Annotated in this window: 18 protein-coding genes and 2 pseudogenes; 11 read left to right on the forward strand and 9 right to left on the reverse strand. The window is 70.5% G+C overall.

The genetic code is table 11. From position 1 onward, the window contains the following. Positions 1 to 12 precede the first annotated feature (12 nt). Together AB0M27_RS35640 and AB0M27_RS35645 are read right to left on the reverse strand one after the other, a co-directional pair. Positions 13 to 864, reverse strand: coding sequence for an ABC transporter permease (locus tag AB0M27_RS35640; protein WP_365728128.1), 852 nt, complete (start codon positions 862 to 864; stop codon positions 13 to 15). After that, the gene (locus tag AB0M27_RS35645) at positions 861 to 1,799 is read right to left on the reverse strand and encodes an ATP-binding cassette domain-containing protein (protein WP_365728129.1); all 939 of its coding nucleotides are present in this window, start codon (positions 1,797 to 1,799) and stop codon (positions 861 to 863) included. The genes AB0M27_RS35640 and AB0M27_RS35645 overlap by 4 nt, the downstream gene beginning before the upstream one ends. A gap of 294 nt (positions 1,800 to 2,093) precedes the next feature. Here AB0M27_RS35645 and AB0M27_RS35650 point away from each other — a divergent pair, with 294 nt between their 5' ends. Next, positions 2,094 to 3,008: an amidohydrolase family protein gene (locus AB0M27_RS35650; RefSeq protein ID WP_365728131.1), complete on the forward strand. Its 915-nt coding sequence runs from the start codon at positions 2,094 to 2,096 to the stop codon at positions 3,006 to 3,008. Continuing rightward, positions 3,005 to 3,292, forward strand: a complete 288-nt coding sequence (locus AB0M27_RS35655) for a hypothetical protein (protein ID WP_365728133.1) — start codon at positions 3,005 to 3,007, stop codon at positions 3,290 to 3,292. Before AB0M27_RS35650 ends, AB0M27_RS35655 begins: the two co-directional genes overlap by 4 nt. 109 nt (positions 3,293 to 3,401) lie before the next feature. Here the strand turns inward: AB0M27_RS35655 and AB0M27_RS35660 are convergent, their stop codons facing one another. From AB0M27_RS35660 to AB0M27_RS35685, 6 genes and pseudogenes are all read right to left on the reverse strand, one after another. After that, positions 3,402 to 4,658: an acyltransferase gene (locus AB0M27_RS35660; RefSeq protein ID WP_365728136.1), complete on the reverse strand. Its 1,257-nt coding sequence runs from the start codon at positions 4,656 to 4,658 to the stop codon at positions 3,402 to 3,404. A gap of 52 nt (positions 4,659 to 4,710) precedes the next feature. Next, positions 4,711 to 6,783 (reverse strand): annotated as a pseudogene (locus AB0M27_RS35665) (glycosyltransferase); the annotation flags it as partial. Positions 6,784 to 6,866: 83 nt separating this feature from the next. After that, complete coding sequence (locus tag AB0M27_RS35670; protein WP_365728138.1) at positions 6,867 to 7,586, reverse strand: hypothetical protein; 720 nt, start codon at positions 7,584 to 7,586, stop codon at positions 6,867 to 6,869. 157 nt (positions 7,587 to 7,743) lie between these two features. After that, the gene (locus AB0M27_RS35675; protein WP_365728140.1) at positions 7,744 to 8,673 is read right to left on the reverse strand and encodes a BN159_2729 family protein; all 930 of its coding nucleotides are present in this window, start codon (positions 8,671 to 8,673) and stop codon (positions 7,744 to 7,746) included. Then, positions 8,673 to 9,176, reverse strand: a complete 504-nt coding sequence (locus AB0M27_RS35680; protein ID WP_365728141.1) for a sigma-70 family RNA polymerase sigma factor — start codon at positions 9,174 to 9,176, stop codon at positions 8,673 to 8,675. Before AB0M27_RS35680 ends, AB0M27_RS35675 begins: the two co-directional genes overlap by 1 nt. Before the next feature lie 241 nt (positions 9,177 to 9,417). Beyond that, positions 9,418 to 9,621 (reverse strand): helix-turn-helix transcriptional regulator, encoded by a 204-nt coding sequence (locus AB0M27_RS35685; protein ID WP_365324336.1) that lies wholly within the window; start codon positions 9,619 to 9,621, stop codon positions 9,418 to 9,420. Positions 9,622 to 9,876: 255 nt separating this feature from the next. Here AB0M27_RS35685 and AB0M27_RS35690 point away from each other — a divergent pair, with 255 nt between their 5' ends. The 8 genes from AB0M27_RS35690 (at position 9,877) to AB0M27_RS35725 (ending at position 15,097) form a co-directional block, all read left to right on the forward strand. After that, positions 9,877 to 10,431 carry a helix-turn-helix transcriptional regulator gene (locus AB0M27_RS35690; RefSeq protein ID WP_365728143.1) on the forward strand — a complete coding sequence of 185 codons (555 nt, stop codon included), beginning with the start codon at positions 9,877 to 9,879 and terminating at the stop codon, positions 10,429 to 10,431. A 113-nt stretch (positions 10,432 to 10,544) separates the two neighbouring features. After that, positions 10,545 to 10,736, forward strand: coding sequence for a hypothetical protein (locus AB0M27_RS35695; protein WP_365728145.1), 192 nt, complete (start codon positions 10,545 to 10,547; stop codon positions 10,734 to 10,736). Positions 10,737 to 11,013: 277 nt separating this feature from the next. After that, positions 11,014 to 11,448, forward strand: a complete 435-nt coding sequence (locus AB0M27_RS35700; RefSeq protein WP_365728147.1) for a DUF5994 family protein — start codon at positions 11,014 to 11,016, stop codon at positions 11,446 to 11,448. 304 nt (positions 11,449 to 11,752) lie between these two features. Beyond that, complete coding sequence (locus tag AB0M27_RS35705) at positions 11,753 to 12,091, forward strand: MerR family transcriptional regulator (RefSeq protein ID WP_365728149.1); 339 nt, start codon at positions 11,753 to 11,755, stop codon at positions 12,089 to 12,091. A gap of 229 nt (positions 12,092 to 12,320) precedes the next feature. Continuing rightward, positions 12,321 to 12,524 (forward strand): cold-shock protein, encoded by a 204-nt coding sequence (locus AB0M27_RS35710; protein WP_007383480.1) that lies wholly within the window; start codon positions 12,321 to 12,323, stop codon positions 12,522 to 12,524. A gap of 178 nt (positions 12,525 to 12,702) precedes the next feature. Then, positions 12,703 to 14,253: a DEAD/DEAH box helicase gene (locus AB0M27_RS35715; RefSeq protein WP_365728151.1), complete on the forward strand. Its 1,551-nt coding sequence runs from the start codon at positions 12,703 to 12,705 to the stop codon at positions 14,251 to 14,253. Positions 14,254 to 14,395: 142 nt separating this feature from the next. Beyond that, complete coding sequence (locus AB0M27_RS35720) at positions 14,396 to 14,731, forward strand: hypothetical protein (RefSeq protein ID WP_365728158.1); 336 nt, start codon at positions 14,396 to 14,398, stop codon at positions 14,729 to 14,731. Between the two features lie 78 nt (positions 14,732 to 14,809). Continuing rightward, complete coding sequence (locus tag AB0M27_RS35725; RefSeq protein WP_365728153.1) at positions 14,810 to 15,097, forward strand: SCO5918 family protein; 288 nt, start codon at positions 14,810 to 14,812, stop codon at positions 15,095 to 15,097. 281 nt (positions 15,098 to 15,378) lie between these two features. On the opposite strand, the gene AB0M27_RS35730 is transcribed toward AB0M27_RS35725, so the two are convergent. Further along, positions 15,379 to 15,888, reverse strand: coding sequence for a DinB family protein (locus AB0M27_RS35730; RefSeq protein WP_365728155.1), 510 nt, complete (start codon positions 15,886 to 15,888; stop codon positions 15,379 to 15,381). A 166-nt stretch (positions 15,889 to 16,054) separates the two neighbouring features. Between AB0M27_RS35730 and AB0M27_RS35735 the strand changes: the two are divergent. Next, positions 16,055 to 16,191: pseudogene (locus AB0M27_RS35735) on the forward strand (VapC toxin family PIN domain ribonuclease); the annotation flags it as partial. Positions 16,192 to 16,323 lie beyond the last annotated feature (132 nt).

The following is a 16,323-nucleotide window of genomic DNA, read 5'->3' on the forward strand; positions in this document are numbered from 1 at the left end:
GGGTGCCGTCGCTCAGACGTCGCTGCGCAGCAGCCGGTACGCCGCCCCTGCCAGCGCCACTGCTGTCCAGCCCAGGAAGACCAGGAGCCCGGCGGAGGGCGACAGGGTGGTGGAGTCATGGGTCAGCGCGAAGATCGACTCGCCCGCGTGGCTCGGCAGGTAGGGGTCGATGTCGCCCTGCCACGAGGTGGGCAGCAGGGAGACCAGTCCGGGCACCAGCATGAGAGCGGCGACCAGGACCGAGATGCCGCCGGCGACGGACCGAAGCAGCGCCCCGAGGGCGGTGCCGATCACGCCGACCAGGCCGAGGTAGAGCCCGGCGCCCAGCAGGCTGCGCACGACGCCGGCGTGGCCGAGGCCCATGGCGGCGGGCGTGCCGGACAGGATCTGACTGCCGACGAGGAAGGCGCCGAAGGCGCCGACGGTCGCGACCACCAGGGCGACCAGTCCGTACACCGCCGCCTTGGACCACAGCACGGGCAGCCGGCGCGGTACGGCCGCGAGGGTCGAGCGGATCATGCCGGTGGAGTACTCGCCCGCCGTGACCAGCACGCCGAGCACGCCGAGGGCGAGCTGGGCGAAGTTCGTGCCGAAGAGCGACAGGCTCACCGCCGTGGCGGAGGCGAAGTCGCGGTCCATGTGCCGGCCGGAGTCGAGATTGGACTTGTAGTGGCTCGCCGCGATGACGCCGAAGGCCACGAGGAACAGCAGGCCCAGACCGAGGGTGATCCAGGTGGAACGCAGGGACCAGAGCTTGGCCCACTCCGAGGCCAGCACGCGCCGTCCGGTCACCCGGTAGCCGGGGCGGGCCGGAGCCTGAGTGGCGGTCTCGGGCGTCTCGGGTGTCGCCGTGAGGGTGCTCATGCCGCGCTCCCGGAGGTGTCGGTGCCGGTCGTGGAGCCGTGGTACTCCACGGCGTCCCTGGTCAGTTCCATGAATGCCTCCTCCAGCGACACCGCCTTGGTGGTGAGCTCGAAGAGCGGGATCCCGTGCTCGGCCGCCTTCAGGCCGATCTCACGGGCGGACATCCCGGTGACCTGCAGTTCCTCCGTGCCGACGCGGCCGGTGATCTCCACGCCCGGGCCGGCCAGCACGTCCCGAAGCCGTGCGGGGTCGTCCGTCGCGACCTTCACGGTGTCGCCGCCGGCCTCGCGGACCAGGTCCCGTACGGTCGTGTCGGCCAGCAGTCGTCCCCGGCCTACGATGATCAGGTGGTCCGCCACCAGCGACACCTCGCTCATGAGATGCGAGGAGACGAACACCGTTCGCCCCTCGGCCGCGAGGGACGTGAGCAGGTTCCGGATCCAGAGGACGCCCTCGGGGTCCAGCCCGTTGACGGGCTCGTCCAGCATCACCGTCTGCGGATCGCCCAGCAGCGCGGCCGCGATGCCGAGCCGCTGTCCCATGCCGAGGGAGAAGGCACCGGCCCGCTTCTTCGCGACGCTGCCGAGACCGGCGAGCTCGACGACCTCGTCGACCCGGCGGCGCGGAATGCCGTGGGTCAGCGCGAGCGCGCGGAGGTGGTTGTAGGCCGAGCGGCCCGGGTGGATCGACTTCGCCTCCAGGAGCGCCCCGACCTCCTGCAGCGGAGCCTGGTGACGGGCGTAGCGGTGGCCGTTCACGCTGACGGAGCCGCTCGTCGGCGCGTCGAGTCCTACGATCATGCGCATCGTCGTGGACTTGCCCGCTCCGTTGGGGCCGAGGAATCCGGTCACCGTACCCGGCTTCACGGTGAAGTCCAGACCGTCGACAGCTGTCTTCTCCCCGTACCTCTTGGTGAGCTGCTGGGCCTCGATCATTCGCGTTCTCTCTCTCGGACTCCGGCGCCCGGCATGCCCGACGCCTCCTCCGCCACGGTAAGTCCGCGATCTCCCGGATCCGGTGGTACCTGGGGGCTGAACACTGGCGGGCAGGTGGTACCGGGGTACTACGGCTCCGGTGGCCTCGCTGGTCGAGCCCGGTTCGCCCGCCGGTATTCCGGCCCGACGCCGAACAAGAACGGATCAGGATGAAATCGGCATTCCGTTCATGGATCCCGCCCGGGAGCCCGAAGGGGTGGACCCGCCCCGCCACCAAGGCCGATCGTGAGCGGCATGGACGATCACCACAGCGCACCCGTCTACCCCGCCCGCTCCGCCGAGGCCGATGAAGTCCGTCGTTTCTGGGGCCGGCTCGGTCTTCCCGGGCTGGTCGACGTTCACACGCACTTCATGCCCGAGCGTGTCCTGCGCAAGGTCTGGGACTACTTCGACGCGAACGGACCACTGATCGGTGGGCTCGAGTGGCCGATCACCTACCGGAAGGGGGAGGCGGAACGCGCGGCGCTGCTCCGGGAGTTCGGCCTCCGGTCCTTCACGGCGATGCTCTACCCCCACAAGCCCGGCATGGCCCGGTGGCTGAACGGATGGGCGGCCGATTTCGCCCGCCGCACCACCGGCTGTCTGCACACCGCGACCCTCTATCCAGAACCGGGGGTCGAGACGTACGTCCGCGAGGCCGTCGAAGCGGGCGCGCGCGTGTTCAAGGCACATGTACAGGTGGGCGCGTACGACCCGGCCGACGAACTTCTCCAGCCGGCCTGGGGGTTGCTGGCCGAGGCACGGATCCCCGTGGTGATCCACTGCGGCTCCGGACCCGCGCCGGGCAAGCACACCGGTCCCGAGCCGATCGCGCGGGTCCTGGCGCGGCACCCGAAGCTGCGGCTGGTCGTCGCGCATCTGGGGATGCCCGAGTACGAGGAGTTCCTCGGCCTCGCCGAGCGGTACGTCCAGCTGCAGCTGGACACGACGATGGCGTTCACCGACTTCACCGAGGACTTCATGCCGTTCCCCCGCCGTGCCCTGCCCCGGCTCGCCGGGCTCGGCGACCGCATCCTGCTCGGCTCCGACTTCCCCAACATCCCCTATCCCTACGTGCACCAACTCCACGCCCTGGAGCGCCTGGGTCTCGGCCGGGAGTGGCTCCGGGCGGTGTGCCACGACAACGCGGCAAGGCTGTTCGGGCTGTGAAACGGGCCCTTCCCTGCGACTACTGCGGAACCGCACCACCGCTGGAGACCGACGCGGCGCAGCAGCAGGCCGGTCGGAAGAACGGCGACATCGGCTACGCCGGTGGCTGGTTCGCCCTCCTCTTCGACGGCCAGGAGCACTCCCAGAGCTGCACCGGAATGATGATCAGCGGCCACGTCGACACCGTCCGCGCGCTCGACAGGGACCATGCCGTCCAGGTCGTAGACGCGGAAGGCCGTTCCTTGACGGCACTCGTACCGTGCAGGCAGTGCACGCACCGCTGATCAGGGGTGGAGGCGGGCCGCCCGCGCAGGTCGGCTGCACAGTCCCGCGTCCCGGCACGTACGGCTGCCGCGGCAACCGGCCCCGCCCGACGAGCCCGGATCGGGGCGGCTACGCCCGGCGGGCGTGACGCCCGGTCGGCTTTCCGGGTCCGTCCGGCCACAGCAGGGGAGTCCGCTTCGCGGCGAGGTCCTCGTTCCAGCCGAAGGCGAGGGTCGTGAGGGCGATCAGGGGCCAGACCAGGGCGAAGGTCCACAGCGGATACGTGGTGTCGAGCGCCGCCGTCGCACGGTCGCTCTGCAGGAACGGCAGGTCGTACGCCCGGTCGATGATCGGGACCGTGGCTGTGATCAGCAGGTTGTGCCACAGGTAGATCGTGACCGCGCGGTTGTTGGAGAGCGTGACCAGCTTGTCCCAGCGCGCCAGCCGGCCCGGCAGCCGCTGCCAGGACGGGGCGTACTGGAGCAGGATCGCCACGAAACCGAAGGACCAGGTCGCCTGCGCCAGGGGAATGTCGTTCAGGTCCCAGCCGTCGGGGCCCGGATGAGCCGACGCCCACCACAGACCGAACACCATCACCGGGACCGAGCAGGACACCACCGCGTACCGCGGGATCCGCTTCAGCATTCCCTCGTGATGGGCGAAGCCCAGGACCCAGCAGCCGCCGTACACCGCGAAGTCGGTCACCACGTCGGCCGTCTCACCGGGGATGGTGACCAGGCCCGTGCCGACGATCGCCGTCAGTGCAAGCGGTGCCAGCAGCGTCACCCACGGGGCGCGGCGGAACGCCCACAGCAGCAGGGGGGAGGCGACGACGAACCACAGGTACGCGCGCAGGTACCACAGCGGGCCCACCGCCTGGACCGCCCATGTGTCCTCCAGCAGACCCGAGTTGGAGCCGAGGTGCCCGGGGTACGGCGGGGTGCCGATCGGAACGGCGTAGTCGAGGAGTTCGACCAGGCCCCAGGTGCCGCCGTGGTCCGGGTCCTGCACCGGGTTCCAGCCGTCCGCGAGCATCAGAAGCAGCACCACCGCGCCGAACACCCACAGCGGGGGCAGCAGGCGGCGGAGCCGGCTCTTGATCACGTCCCGTGCCGGACGGTTCAGCGAGCGTGCCGTCAACGAGCCCGCCAGCGCGAACATCACGCCCATGGAGGGGAAGAGGATGGTCAGCCAGGCCCAGCCGAAGAGGTGGTAGACGACCACGCGGACGAGCGCGAGTGAGCGGAGCAGGTCCAGGTAGCGGTCACGGCCCGGCCTCGACGCGGTCGGAGCGGAGGTGGGCGTGGACGCCGGGCTCGCTTGCCGGTCGTACCCGGGTGGGCTCGGGGGCGAGGTCGCCTCCGCCGTGTACTGGTGTGTCGTCATCCGACGGGCCTCCGATCACTTCCGCTCCGCGCGTCTGCTGCTGCGGGACCGCGCCCGGGACCTCCACCACGCCCGTGCGCCGCAGCTTCTGCCAGCGCAGGCGGCCTCCGGTGAGCGCGGTGATCCAGGACTGGAGCAGGACGACATACATCAACTGCCGATAGAGGATCTGCTGGAGCGGGAGAGACATGAGGTGCGTCAGCTTCTCCCGGTCGAGCCGGAACGCGTACGCCGCACAGGTCGCCTGGACCGCCAGGACGCCCAGCCAGGCGACAAGCGTCTTCTGGGTGGGACCGAAGACCACCCCGTACAGCAGGAACACGTCGATCAGCGGTGACAGCAGCGGGGCCACGACCGTGAACAGGGAGACGAGCGGCAGGCCGATGCGTCCGTAACGGCCCGACGGTCCCTTGTCGACCAGGGCGCGGCGGTGCTTCCAGATCGCCTGCATCGTGCCGTAGGACCAGCGGTAGCGCTGCGACCACAACTGCCGTACGGACTGGGGCGCTTCGGTCCAGGCACGCGCGTTCTCCGCGTACACCACCCGCCAGCCGTCCCGTTGCAGGGTCATCGTGATGTCGGTGTCCTCGGCGAGCGTGTCGTCGCTCATGCCGCCGACACCCTCCAGCGCCGACCGGCGGAAGGCCCCGGCCGCGCCCGGAACCGTCGGCATGCAGCGCAGGATGTCGTACATACGGCGGTCGAGGTTGAAGCCCATCACGTACTCGATGTGCTGCCAGGCGCCGATCAGGGAGTCCTTGTTGCCGACCTTGGCATTACCGGCGACCGCGCCGACCCGGGGGTTCGCGAAGGGCTGCACCAGCTCGCGCACGGTGGACGGTTCGAACACCGTGTCGCCGTCCATCATCACCACCACGTCATGACGGGCGATGGCGAGGCCCCTGTTCAGCGCCGCGGACTTGCCCGTGTTGGGCTGGCGCTCGACACGTACGTTCGGCAGACGCAGGTCCTCCACGATGCGGGCCGTACCGTCGCTGGACCCGTCGTCCACGACGACCACCTCGATCGGGTGCTCGCTGGCCATCAGGGAACGGACCGTTTTCTCGATGCATGCGGCCTCGTTGTACGCCGGCACCAGCACCGACACCGGTTCGGTGACCGGGACCGGACCCCAGCGGAAGTCCTCGCGGCGTACGCGGCGGGCATGCGCGCCCGACAGCAGGAGCATCAGAGCGAAGCGGGTGAGGACCAGCACGCCGATGACCACCAGCCCGACGACCAGGCCGTCGGTGACGTCGTCCGAGACCCGCACCAGGAAGATCCACGCCCTGCCCTGCCACAGGTTCACGCCGGTCACCGCAGTGTTCGCGCCCGGCGTGTGAAGCGCCTCGCTGAGGTTCTGGAACCGGTAGCCCTCGGCCTGCAGCCGGGGCAGGAACTCGTCCAGCGCCTCGACGGTCTGGCGGCGGTCGCCACCGGCGTCGTGCATGAGGACGATCGCGCCCTTGCCGCCCTCGGGGGTGGCCCGGCGGACGATCTGGTCGACGCCCGGCTTCTTCCAGTCCTCGCTGTCGGTGTCGTTGACGACGGTGAGGTAGCCGCGGGTGCCGACGTACTTCGTCACCGGCCAGGACGCGTTGTCCATGGCATCGGCGAAGGAGCAGTACGGCGGCCGGAACAGGGACGAGCGGATGCCGGCCGCCCCGGTGACCGCGAGCTGGCTCTGGGACAGCTCCCAGTCGATGCGACGCCTGGACTGGTAGGAGAGGTCGGGGTGGTCGAAGGTGTGCAGGCCGACCTCGTGGCCCTCGGCCACCATGCGGCGGACGAGGCCAGGGTGTTGCGAGGTCATGGTGCCGGTGACGAAGAAGACCGCGTGCGCGTGGTACTTCTTCAGCACGTCGAGCACCTTGGGGGTCCATGTGGGGTCCGGGCCGTCGTCGAAGGTGAGGACCAGACGGTGGTCGGGCACGCGCAGGCTGGTCGTGCGCCCGTCGCGGGTGTCGATGACCGGGCCGCCCCCGAGAATGCTGTGCGGCACCTCGTCGGTGGCGGCCTCGGGGCGGACGCGGTAGTCGGCGAGGATCTCGCTGTGCACGTACCCGCGCAGCATCAGCATCGCCATCACGGCGAGGAGGACCACCAGGGGCAGCAGGAGGCGCATGCGCAGCCGCGCGCGCCGGACGCTCGCCGTGTTCTTCTGCGTGTTCTGCCGTGCGGGAGCGCAAGGGCCGGAGCGGGGTGCCATCAGCGGACGTTCTCCGGGGACGAGAGGCGGCCGGTGGAGCCGGCACCGACGGGTACGGGATCGACGGAACCGCCGGCCTCGGAGCCGTCGTTCGCCGTGGACGGGCTGGGGCCGGGTGTGACCCCGTCGCCGGACGTGGTGGGGTCCGGCGAGGAGCCCGCCGGGGTGGACGGCTCGGGGTCCGGGGCATCGGTGGTGCGGCCGGAGGTGGGCTTGACGGAACTCGTCGACGGTTCGGGGGTGGTGGATGCCCCCCGGGTGACGGCGCTGCCCGAGGGTGCGGGCAGGGCGGTCGCGGCCGCCGACGAGGTCGTACGGCCCCGGGCCGGGGTGCCGGGTCCGAAAGCACCGCTCACGGGGCGGGCCGGCCCGGCCGAGCCGCTCCGGGAGCGGGATGGCTCGGCCGAGCCGGAGGGACGCGGCGAGGTGTCGACCCGCACGGCCGACGTGCCGGCGTCCCGGTCGGGCACCGGCAACCAGGGCGCACCGGAGTTGCCCGACAGGAGGGTGGCGAGGATGACGACGGGGTAGGCCACGCAGGCGAGTCCGACGGCGATGCCGAGGCGGCGGAAGCGGCGGCTGCGACGGCCGGACGCGTCGACGAAGACGGGTCCGTCGGAATCGTCCGCGGCGCCGGAGGTGCCCTGTGCGGGCTGGAGCAGCAGGTCGTCCATGCCGTGCTCTACCACCACGTCGGCCGCCCACGGTCCCGGCGCCACGCCGCCGGCCGTGGTGAGGAGGGTGGTCGGGCCGCACCGCTTCGGGGGCGGTGCGGTGCGGCCCGTGTGCCCGAGACGGGCACAGGACCGGAGAGCACCCGGCGCAACCGGGCAAGAGTCACCAGGTGCTCTCCGGAGTCGAAGGGGGATGCCGGGCTCACGCGTCGCCGCCCTCCTCGGCGCCGGCCGGATCTGGGGCGGAGTGAGAGGCCCCGGTCGCCGGATCGGGGGAGAAGAGAGTGGCCCCGGCCGCCGGATCGGGGGCGAAGCCAGCGGCCCCGGCCGCCGGATCGGGGGCGAAGCCGGCAGCCCCAGCCGCCGGATCGGGGGCGAAGCGAGCGGCACCGGCCGTCAGCGGACCGGCGTCGCGGATGAGGTGTGTCAGGGCCGAGGGCTCGTCACGGTCTCCCCGCCACAGAAGAGGTACGTGGTCCCGGGGCCGGAATCGATGGTGCTGCCAGGTGTCGCCGTTGCGGTCGGTCAGCGGCCGTGCCAGGTCGTAGACACGGCCCCACAGGAAATACGGTTCGCGGGCCGCCTCCCATGCCTCGCTGAGGAGACGCGGCACGTCGTGCGCGACCAGATGCACCGGCACTCCGTCCCGTGTCCCGAAGGCCAGTTGCGCATATCCGGCCTGCCGGGTGTCGGCGTCCACGGGTGCCCCGATGACGGTGAGCCAGAAGTCCCAGTCGGCCAGGGACGCCGCCTTGATGCAGACCACCACGCGGTCGCGGTCCCACTCGATGGCCATGAGCTCCGGCCTGCGGCCGTGGAACTGCATCCCCAGCGCGGCCCAGACGGTCTTCGCCCGGGCGCACTTCGCCTCCCATGCCACTGCTTCGGCCTCCAGCGAGCCCACCTGCCCGGTGTCCGGTTGCCCGGCGAAGACCGGGCCCTGCCACAGAACCACCGTGTCGCACGCCCGCTCCGGGTGCCGCTCCCGCTCCTCTTCGGCCGCCCCGGAAGTCAGCCGCAACACGGTGTCGGCGTCCAGCGCCAGTGCGAGCCTGACCGCCACCTCCGCCTCGAAGTTCGCGAAGCACTCACGGATGACGGTGGCGGCCGTTCGGATGCTCCCGTCCTGCATCACGCTCCCACCGCCCAGGTCGACCGGACGAGCTCGGTCAGGCTGCGCATGGCCCGGTGCTGGAGTGACCTGACCGCGTTGGGCTGTCGGCCCATCACCCGGGCCGTCTCGGGCACGGACAGCTCCTCGAGAAACCTGAGCCGGAGGCAGGTGCGCTGGTGCGGGTTGAGCAGGGGCAGCGCGTCGCCGACGACCTTGCGGGCCTCCGCGGCCAGCAGACTGTGGAGCACGGTGTCCTCGGCGTTGCTGTCAAACTCGCACCACTCGCCGAACTCTCCGGTGGGCACCTCGCGGCGCGCACGGCTGGAGGTGTAGTGGTCGGCGATCAGGTTCCGGGCGATCGTCAGCAGCCAGGCATCGATGCTCTTCCCCTGCCAGGTGAAGGTCTCGATGCGGCGCAGCGCCCGCACGAACACCTCCTGGGTGAGGTCCTCCGCCAGGTCCCGGTTGCGCACCCGGCGGACGATGCCGGCGTAGACCGTGTCACGGTGCTGGCGGTACAAGGCCGCGAACGCCTTCCGGTCGCCGCTTCGCGCTCGGGTGATGAGCTCGGGTTCCAGCCCTCTCAGGGGACCGGTCTCAGCCCAGGCATGAGTCACTTCACTGTCTCCGTTCGGCTTGGGCATCGGCGAGGAAGCGGCGGGACACGGCCGGCCCTGCCGACGCCCGGGAGACCGCCGTTCTCGGTTCCCTCCCTGGGCTGCCCGCCACCGCCCACCCGACAGGACAGGAACGATTCCTCGCTCACGGCCCCTCCCTGGTGATGGCCTCGACGGGGATCTCCAGAGCTGCGGCGATCCGCCTCAGGGTCTCGGGGGTCGTACCCCGGCATCCTTCTTCGATGCGCATGATGGTGCTGGGATGCCTATCCGTGAGGTTCGCCAGGCTCCTCAACGAGTGCCCACGCGCTTCACGGAAGGCGCGAATCGTGGCTCCGTTAGGTGTCACGGGGAGGACACTAGCGAGCGATACACCTCACCGCAAGGAGTGAATGCAATCCGAAGAACCGGGAATACATCACCGTGATGCGTTGACCAGGCTCGTCGGCCGCACGGAGGCGTCACATGAACGTGTCATTGGCGAGATGGACGTGTCACTGGTGAGGCTGAATCCGCCGGGCAACGGGTTACCCGCCCGGACCCCGGCTCGTTACTGGTCAACAGCTTGAAAGTATCTGTAGGTGTTGCCTTACGGTGAGGCATCATGACAACTGTGACCACCACTCCCCGAGACTGGAAGCGCCTCGCAGAGGCCATCCGTGACGCACGCAAGGCGCGCGGCTGGAGACAGGAAGACCTCGCGGAAGCGGCGGGCACCGGTTACTCCACGGTGCAGCGCGCCGAGTCCAGCGACGGCTACAAGACCATGCCGCTCACCATCGACAAGATCGAACGGGCTCTGGGCTGGGCACCGGGAAGCGCCAGGACGGTCCTGGAGGGCGGCACACCCACCCTGGTGACGGATTCGGCCATACCCGGCCCAGCCGCCGAGACCCCGGCGGCCGGCTCCGGGGACGCCGCCGGATTCGTCGCCCGACTCCCGGCCCGCATCCAGCACGAACTGGCCGACGGGGAGCTCGTGGACACCGACGTCATCGAGTTGAAGCGCAAGGGCATGCGGCTGATCGTCTTCGCCACGCGCGATCCCGAGCAGGCCCCGGAGGACAGGGCCGAGAAGGCCGAGGACATCCGGGAATGGACGCGTGTGCAACGCCGGCTGCGCGGTCTCGCGTCCGATGGTGACTCCCTCGATAAATAGACATTTGAGGACTTTCGACCAATCGCTACACACGCGCTGTATTCGCGTGGTTCCATTCCGTCTACCTCTGGCGGGGTCTGACCGCAACAGGTAACTGGGGATGGGGTGTCCGTATGGAGACCAACGAATGGCGTGTGGAGCGAGTCCGGGGCATCCCTCATGGTGCGAAGGTTGTCATCGACGCTCCGGATGGCGAGGTCGGCATCGTCTGGGTCAACGAGGAGGAGTTCACCGGTGATGTGTCGGGCTTACTCGCGGAGCGCCTGACGAAGCCCTCCTCGTGGCCCTGCCACGCTCCCGATTGAAACCCCAGGTCAGCGGCCTGGGGTTGGTTGCCCAACGGCATCGAGCGCGACGCCGCCGCCGACGGGCAGCCGCCGCTGCAGACGCCGGGCGAGGTTTCGGACAAGGTCCTGACTGCACGTCAACAGCGATAGCCTGCGCGTACCGAGAGCTTCTCGCGCAGCGCGACCAGCGGTGCCGTTCCCGGCGAGTGACGAAACGGGCGGCCGTCCGACGGCTCCCGGAACGGACCGCACGATGGAACCCAGCGGAACGCCGTCCGATGTGCACACGTACCGCATGCCCTTGCCCCGCCTGACCCTCACCCCGGTCGGCGGCCATGGCCCGCTGGACGGGGCCTGGTGGCCGCGCTGTGACGCGCTGGAGCTGGAACTTCCCCCGCTCGTCGGCTCGTTGCAGCCGGACACGGGCACGACGGTACGGGTCATGGTGGACCCCGCCGAATGGCCCGGCGCCCCGCACACGGTCATGGCGCCCGGCCGGCAGATCGCCGTGGAGCCGGCCGGGTCCGGAGGCGAGGCACACGTCATCACCGTGGACTGCGGCACCGTGGGGCGCTGGGTGCTCCTCGTCGTACCGCCCGGGGAGCCCGCCGGAACAGCCGCCCGGCTGCTGATAGCCGCCGGCGACCCCGAGAACCCGCTGACCGCCACCCGGATGCTGGCACTCGCCGAAACCTGGCGCCCGGACGGCACGACGGGGGAGGCGCAATGAGACACGCGACCCGTCGGCAGCCCATGGCCCAGAGGAGGCGCCCGCGGTCTTCGAGGAGTGCGGCATCGTCCGCGCCCTGACCGAGGCTCGCGCGACCCACCCGCGCTCGGCAGCACTTTCCCGGCGGCGGGCGAGGGCGCACGGCAGCTCATCCGGGCGCATGCGGAAATCTGTCACGGCGAGGCCACATCTGCGCACCCGGCGGAGTTAGGGTTGTCGGACGAGGCAGATGGCGCTGAGTCTTCGAAGCGCGGGTGCCACGCACGCCCGGGTTCCCCCGCCGCGTCCCCGAAACGAAGGTGCTATGCCCGCCGAGAACGCCCCTGTCGCCGGCAACCTCGACGACGACGACTACCCCGCCTACACGATGGGCCGGGCCGCGGACGTTCTCAGCACCACCCCCGCCTTCCTACGGGCCGTCGGCGAAGCCGGGCTGATCACCCCCCTGCGTTCGGAAGGCGGCCACCGCCGGTACTCCCGCCGCCAGTTGCGCGTCGCCGCCCGCGCCCGTGAGCTGGTCGACCAGGGCACCCCCGTCGAGGCCGCGTGCCGCATCGTCTCCCTGGAGGACCAGCTCGACGACGCCCTGCGGCTGAACCGGGAAATGCGCCGGAAGCTGGACGAGCGCGACGCGGATATCTAGTCCCGCCGGTACAGAATTACGGTCCGTGCCGGGACGAGAATTACCGGACGCGCCAAAAAACGCATGGGCGCTGCCACCCGACTGTGTTAGCGTGATAGCAGTTGCAGTTTTGGTTGCCAGAGATTTTTTCTTTGCAGAGCTTTCCGGATCTTTCCGGAGGGGTGATCATCGCGGCGACTCGGCTCCGCAAAGCGCGGAGTCCGGCACTGCCCCCCAAGGGAGATTCAATATGGCATCTGGCACCGTGAAGTGGTTCAACGCGGAAAAGGGCTTCGGCTTCATCGAGCAGGACGGCGGCGGCGCTGACGTGTTCGCCCACTACTCGAACATCGCCACCAGCGGCTTCCGTGAGCTTCAGGAAGGCCAGAAGGTGACCTTCGACGTCACGCAGGGCCAGAAGGGCCCGCAGGCCGAGAACATCGTTCCCGCCTGACGCTGACGCGAATCGTCGCGAGCCTGTGGTTCGCGCATCATGTGGCTGGGGCCCGCGCTCTTGGGCGCGGGCCCCAGCTTTTCTCTTTTTTTCTTCGGCTCATTCTTGTGATTCCTGGTGCGGCCGCCCGCCGCCGGGTGGGAATTCCTCGATACGCCGCATCGAGGAAGGTTCCGCCATGAACCGCACCCGTCGCACCGGCGGCAGTTCCAGTCGCTTCCGTACGGACCAGGGCCGGTCCCGCACCGAAAAAAGTTCCGCGCGCTCGGCAGGGTCCGCTCGCGGCAGCCGCTTCCATGGTCAGGAGACGGGCCGGCAGGGCTCCCGTCCGGCCACCGCGCGCGGCCAAGGAGCACGCTCCACCGCACGCGGACAGGAGTTCGCCCTGCCGGTCACCCTCACCGAGCCGCTGCCGGCGGTCGAGACGTTCGCCGAGCTGGACATGCCGGCACGGCTGCTGGCCGCCCTCGGCGCCGAGGGCGTGACCGTTCCCTTCCCGATCCAGGCGGCCACGCTGCCGAACGCGCTGGCCGGCCGGGACGTCCTGGGCCGGGGCCGTACGGGCTCGGGCAAGACGCTCGCCTTCGGCCTGCCGCTGCTGGCCCGCCTGGAAGGACAGCGCGCCCAGCCCCGGCAGCCGCTCGCCCTCGTTCTCGTCCCGACCCGGGAACTGGCCCAGCAGGTCACCGACGCGCTCACCCCTTACGCCCGCGCCCTGCGCCTGCGGCTCGCCACCGTGGTGGGCGGCGTGTCGATCGGCCGGCAGACGAGTGCGCTGCGCGGCGGAGCCGAGGTCGTCGTCGCGACGCCGGGCCGCCTCAAGGACCTCATCGAGCGCGGAGCCTGCCGACTGGATCAGGTCGCCGTCACCGTCCTGGACGAGGCCGACCAGATGGCCGACATGGGTTTCATGCCGCAGGTGACCGCGCTGCTCGACCAAGTCCCCTCCCGCGGCCAGCGGTTGCTGTTCTCAGCCACCCTGGACCGCAACATCGACCTCCTGGTACGCCGCTACCTCCACGACCCCGTCGTGCACTCGGTCGACCCGTCCGCGGGAGCCGTCGCCACCATGGAGCACCACCTGCTGCACGTGCACGACGACGACAAGCACACCGCCGCGACCGAGATCGCCGCCCGCGACGGACGCGTGATGATGTTCCTGGACACCAAGCACGCGGTCGACCGGCTGGCCAAGCACCTGCTGTCCGTCGGAGTGCGTGCCGCGGCCCTGCACGGCGGGAAGTCCCAGCCGCAGCGCAACCGGACGCTCGCCCAGTTCAAGAACGGTCATGTCACGGTCCTGGTGGCCACCAACGTCGCCGCCCGCGGAATCCATGTCGCGGGCCTCGACCTCGTCGTGAACGTCGACCCTCCGAACGACCACAAGGACTACCTGCACCGCGGCGGCCGTACCGCCCGCGCCGGCGAGTCCGGCACCGTCGTCACCCTCGTCCTGCCGCACCAGCGGCGCTCGGTGGACCGTCTGATGGCCGACGCCGGAATCACTCCGCGTACCGTCCGGATCCGTCCCGGCGAGGCGGAGTTGCAGCGCATCACCGGCGCCCGGACCCCCTCCGGCGTGCCCGTCACCGTCGCCCCACCGGTCGACGCACGGCGCGAGGGCGAGCAATCCGCCGCCCGGAGCCGCAGAGGCCGGGCCGCCGGCCGGGGCGGGAGCGACCGGACCGCCCCCCGAGCCCGTCGCTTCGCCACGAGGAAGACCTCATAGCCCAGTCACGGGGATGCGCTCTCAGCGATCGACAGGAGCCGTCGCCCGGCCCGCCCGGCCCGACGAAGAGGAGAAGCCCTTGACGCCGATTCCGCCCCGCACACGACAGGCCGACGGCACCGGTCTGACCGCACGTGACGCCATGCACGCTCCCGGGCCCCAGGTGGACGACCACATGGCGGTCGACGTGGCGTTGTCCGTGCTCATCGGCGCCCGCGTCCCCCACCTGCTCCTCCGGGACGAGGACGGGCGGTGCGCGGGACTGGTCACCCGGGCCCAGCTCGCCGCGCACCGCGGCGGCACGTGGTACAGCGACCGGACGCGGCTGCGGGACATCCCGCTCGACCGCGGACCGTTCACCTCGTCCATGGCCGTACTCGGCGAGGCGGAAGCCGCCATGCGGGACCGGACCCTGGACGTGTCCCCCGTGATCGACGAGCACGGCTACGCCTTGGGGGTCCTCGCTCTCACGCCCTGAGCGTCGCCCGACCCTCCTCCGGCCGCCGTCTACATCGACCTCTCCGGCGTTTTTCCCCGTCCCCCTGTGGAGGCATCCATGCGCTGTGTCATCGCCCGTTTCCCCTTCGACCTGATCAAAAGCGAGGTCGAGCAGTCCATGAGCGGCATCACGCCCGAACCCGTCGCCGGCGTGTCCGTGACCATCAACCGTCGCGTCTACCCCGTGATGCAGGTCGGGGAAGTGATCACCAGGCAGAACCGCCGGGACTTCACGGTGACCGAGATGCGCCGGGCACTGACCCGACTCGGCTTCACCTGCCACGACGCGCCTCTCGCCGCGCCCGCCCGGGACGCACGAGTCGACGAGGATGCGCTCGGCTGGTGAACCTCGACAGCGACGACAGGTGATGCGTCGTTCGCGGGTTGGAACACCGAAGGATGTGGCACCCGGCTAGTGGCTGGCCGGACGCGCGAACCGCGTCCCGTAGGGCCAGCGGTTCGGCACGGAGCCGCGAGCCGCACGAGGCCGGTACCGGCCTGTTCCCCGGTTGTCGCCGTGAGGACTGCCCCGGCGACAACCGGTGCGGCATGTCCGAACCAGGAGAGCCGGCTCTTCGCAGACCCGGCCGCCAGGACCCCGGCCCGTATCCGTCGCGGGCGCTCGGGTCAGGCGCCGACCGTGCCGTCCACGCCCTCGCGGAGGAAGTCCGCGTGGCCGTTGTGGCGGCCGTACTCCAGGATCATGTGGAGCATCACCATCCGCAGGGACACGTCCTCGCCCCAGCGCGGCTGGTACCCGGCGAGGTCCAGGGACTCGGCCTCGCGCTCGATACGGCGCGAATGCTCGACCTCGGCCTCCCACACCCCGAACGCCTCCTCGGCGCTCGCGCCCGTGGTGTCGTACGCGGCCTGGAAATCGAACTCCTTGTCCGACCAGAGCATCGGGGCGGCGTTGTCGTCGAACACCCGGCGGAACCAGGCGCGTTCGACCTCGGCCAGGTGCCGGACCAGGGCGAGCAGCGAGAGGGTCGACGGCGGGCTCGACCGCTCCTTGAGCTGCTCCTCCGTCAGACCCTCGCACTTCATCGCCAGGGTCGCCCGGTGGAACTCCAGGAACGCCCGCAGCGTCTCGCGCTCCGTACCGAACAGGGGCGGGCCAATGCGTTCGACGGTCACGGTGGGTTCCTCTCGGCGGCGCGCTCGGGCGAGCTGGAGCGTCGAACGTACCGCGCCACCGCGGCCGCCGGGAACGAGGGCGTGATGGAGCAGCACACCCGGTCCGGGTCAGGGCGGCCGGCTCCCTCCCCCGAGGCGGGTTCAACTCACGAGAGATCTACCGCCGCTGAACGCCGCGCAGTTCCTGATCGTCACCAGTGCGTCGCCCGCCTGCTACGCGGCGATGCCGAGCAGTACGGACGGGACCGGGCGGTAACCGCCGGTCTCATCGCCACCTGCCCCACCACCGAGCTGGAGTTCTTTTCCAGGTGGCCGCCGCGGCCGAGTTGCTGAACGACTTCTAGAAGACTCATGAAGATCTTGGTGAGGGGCTGTCCGGCCGTAGGCCGGGCAGCCCCTGTTCGCTATGCGGTGGCAGGGGCGAGTTGCCAGGTG

The organism is Streptomyces sp. NPDC052107 (assembly GCF_040680215.1).
Lineage (GTDB): Bacteria > Actinomycetota > Actinomycetes > Streptomycetales > Streptomycetaceae > Streptomyces.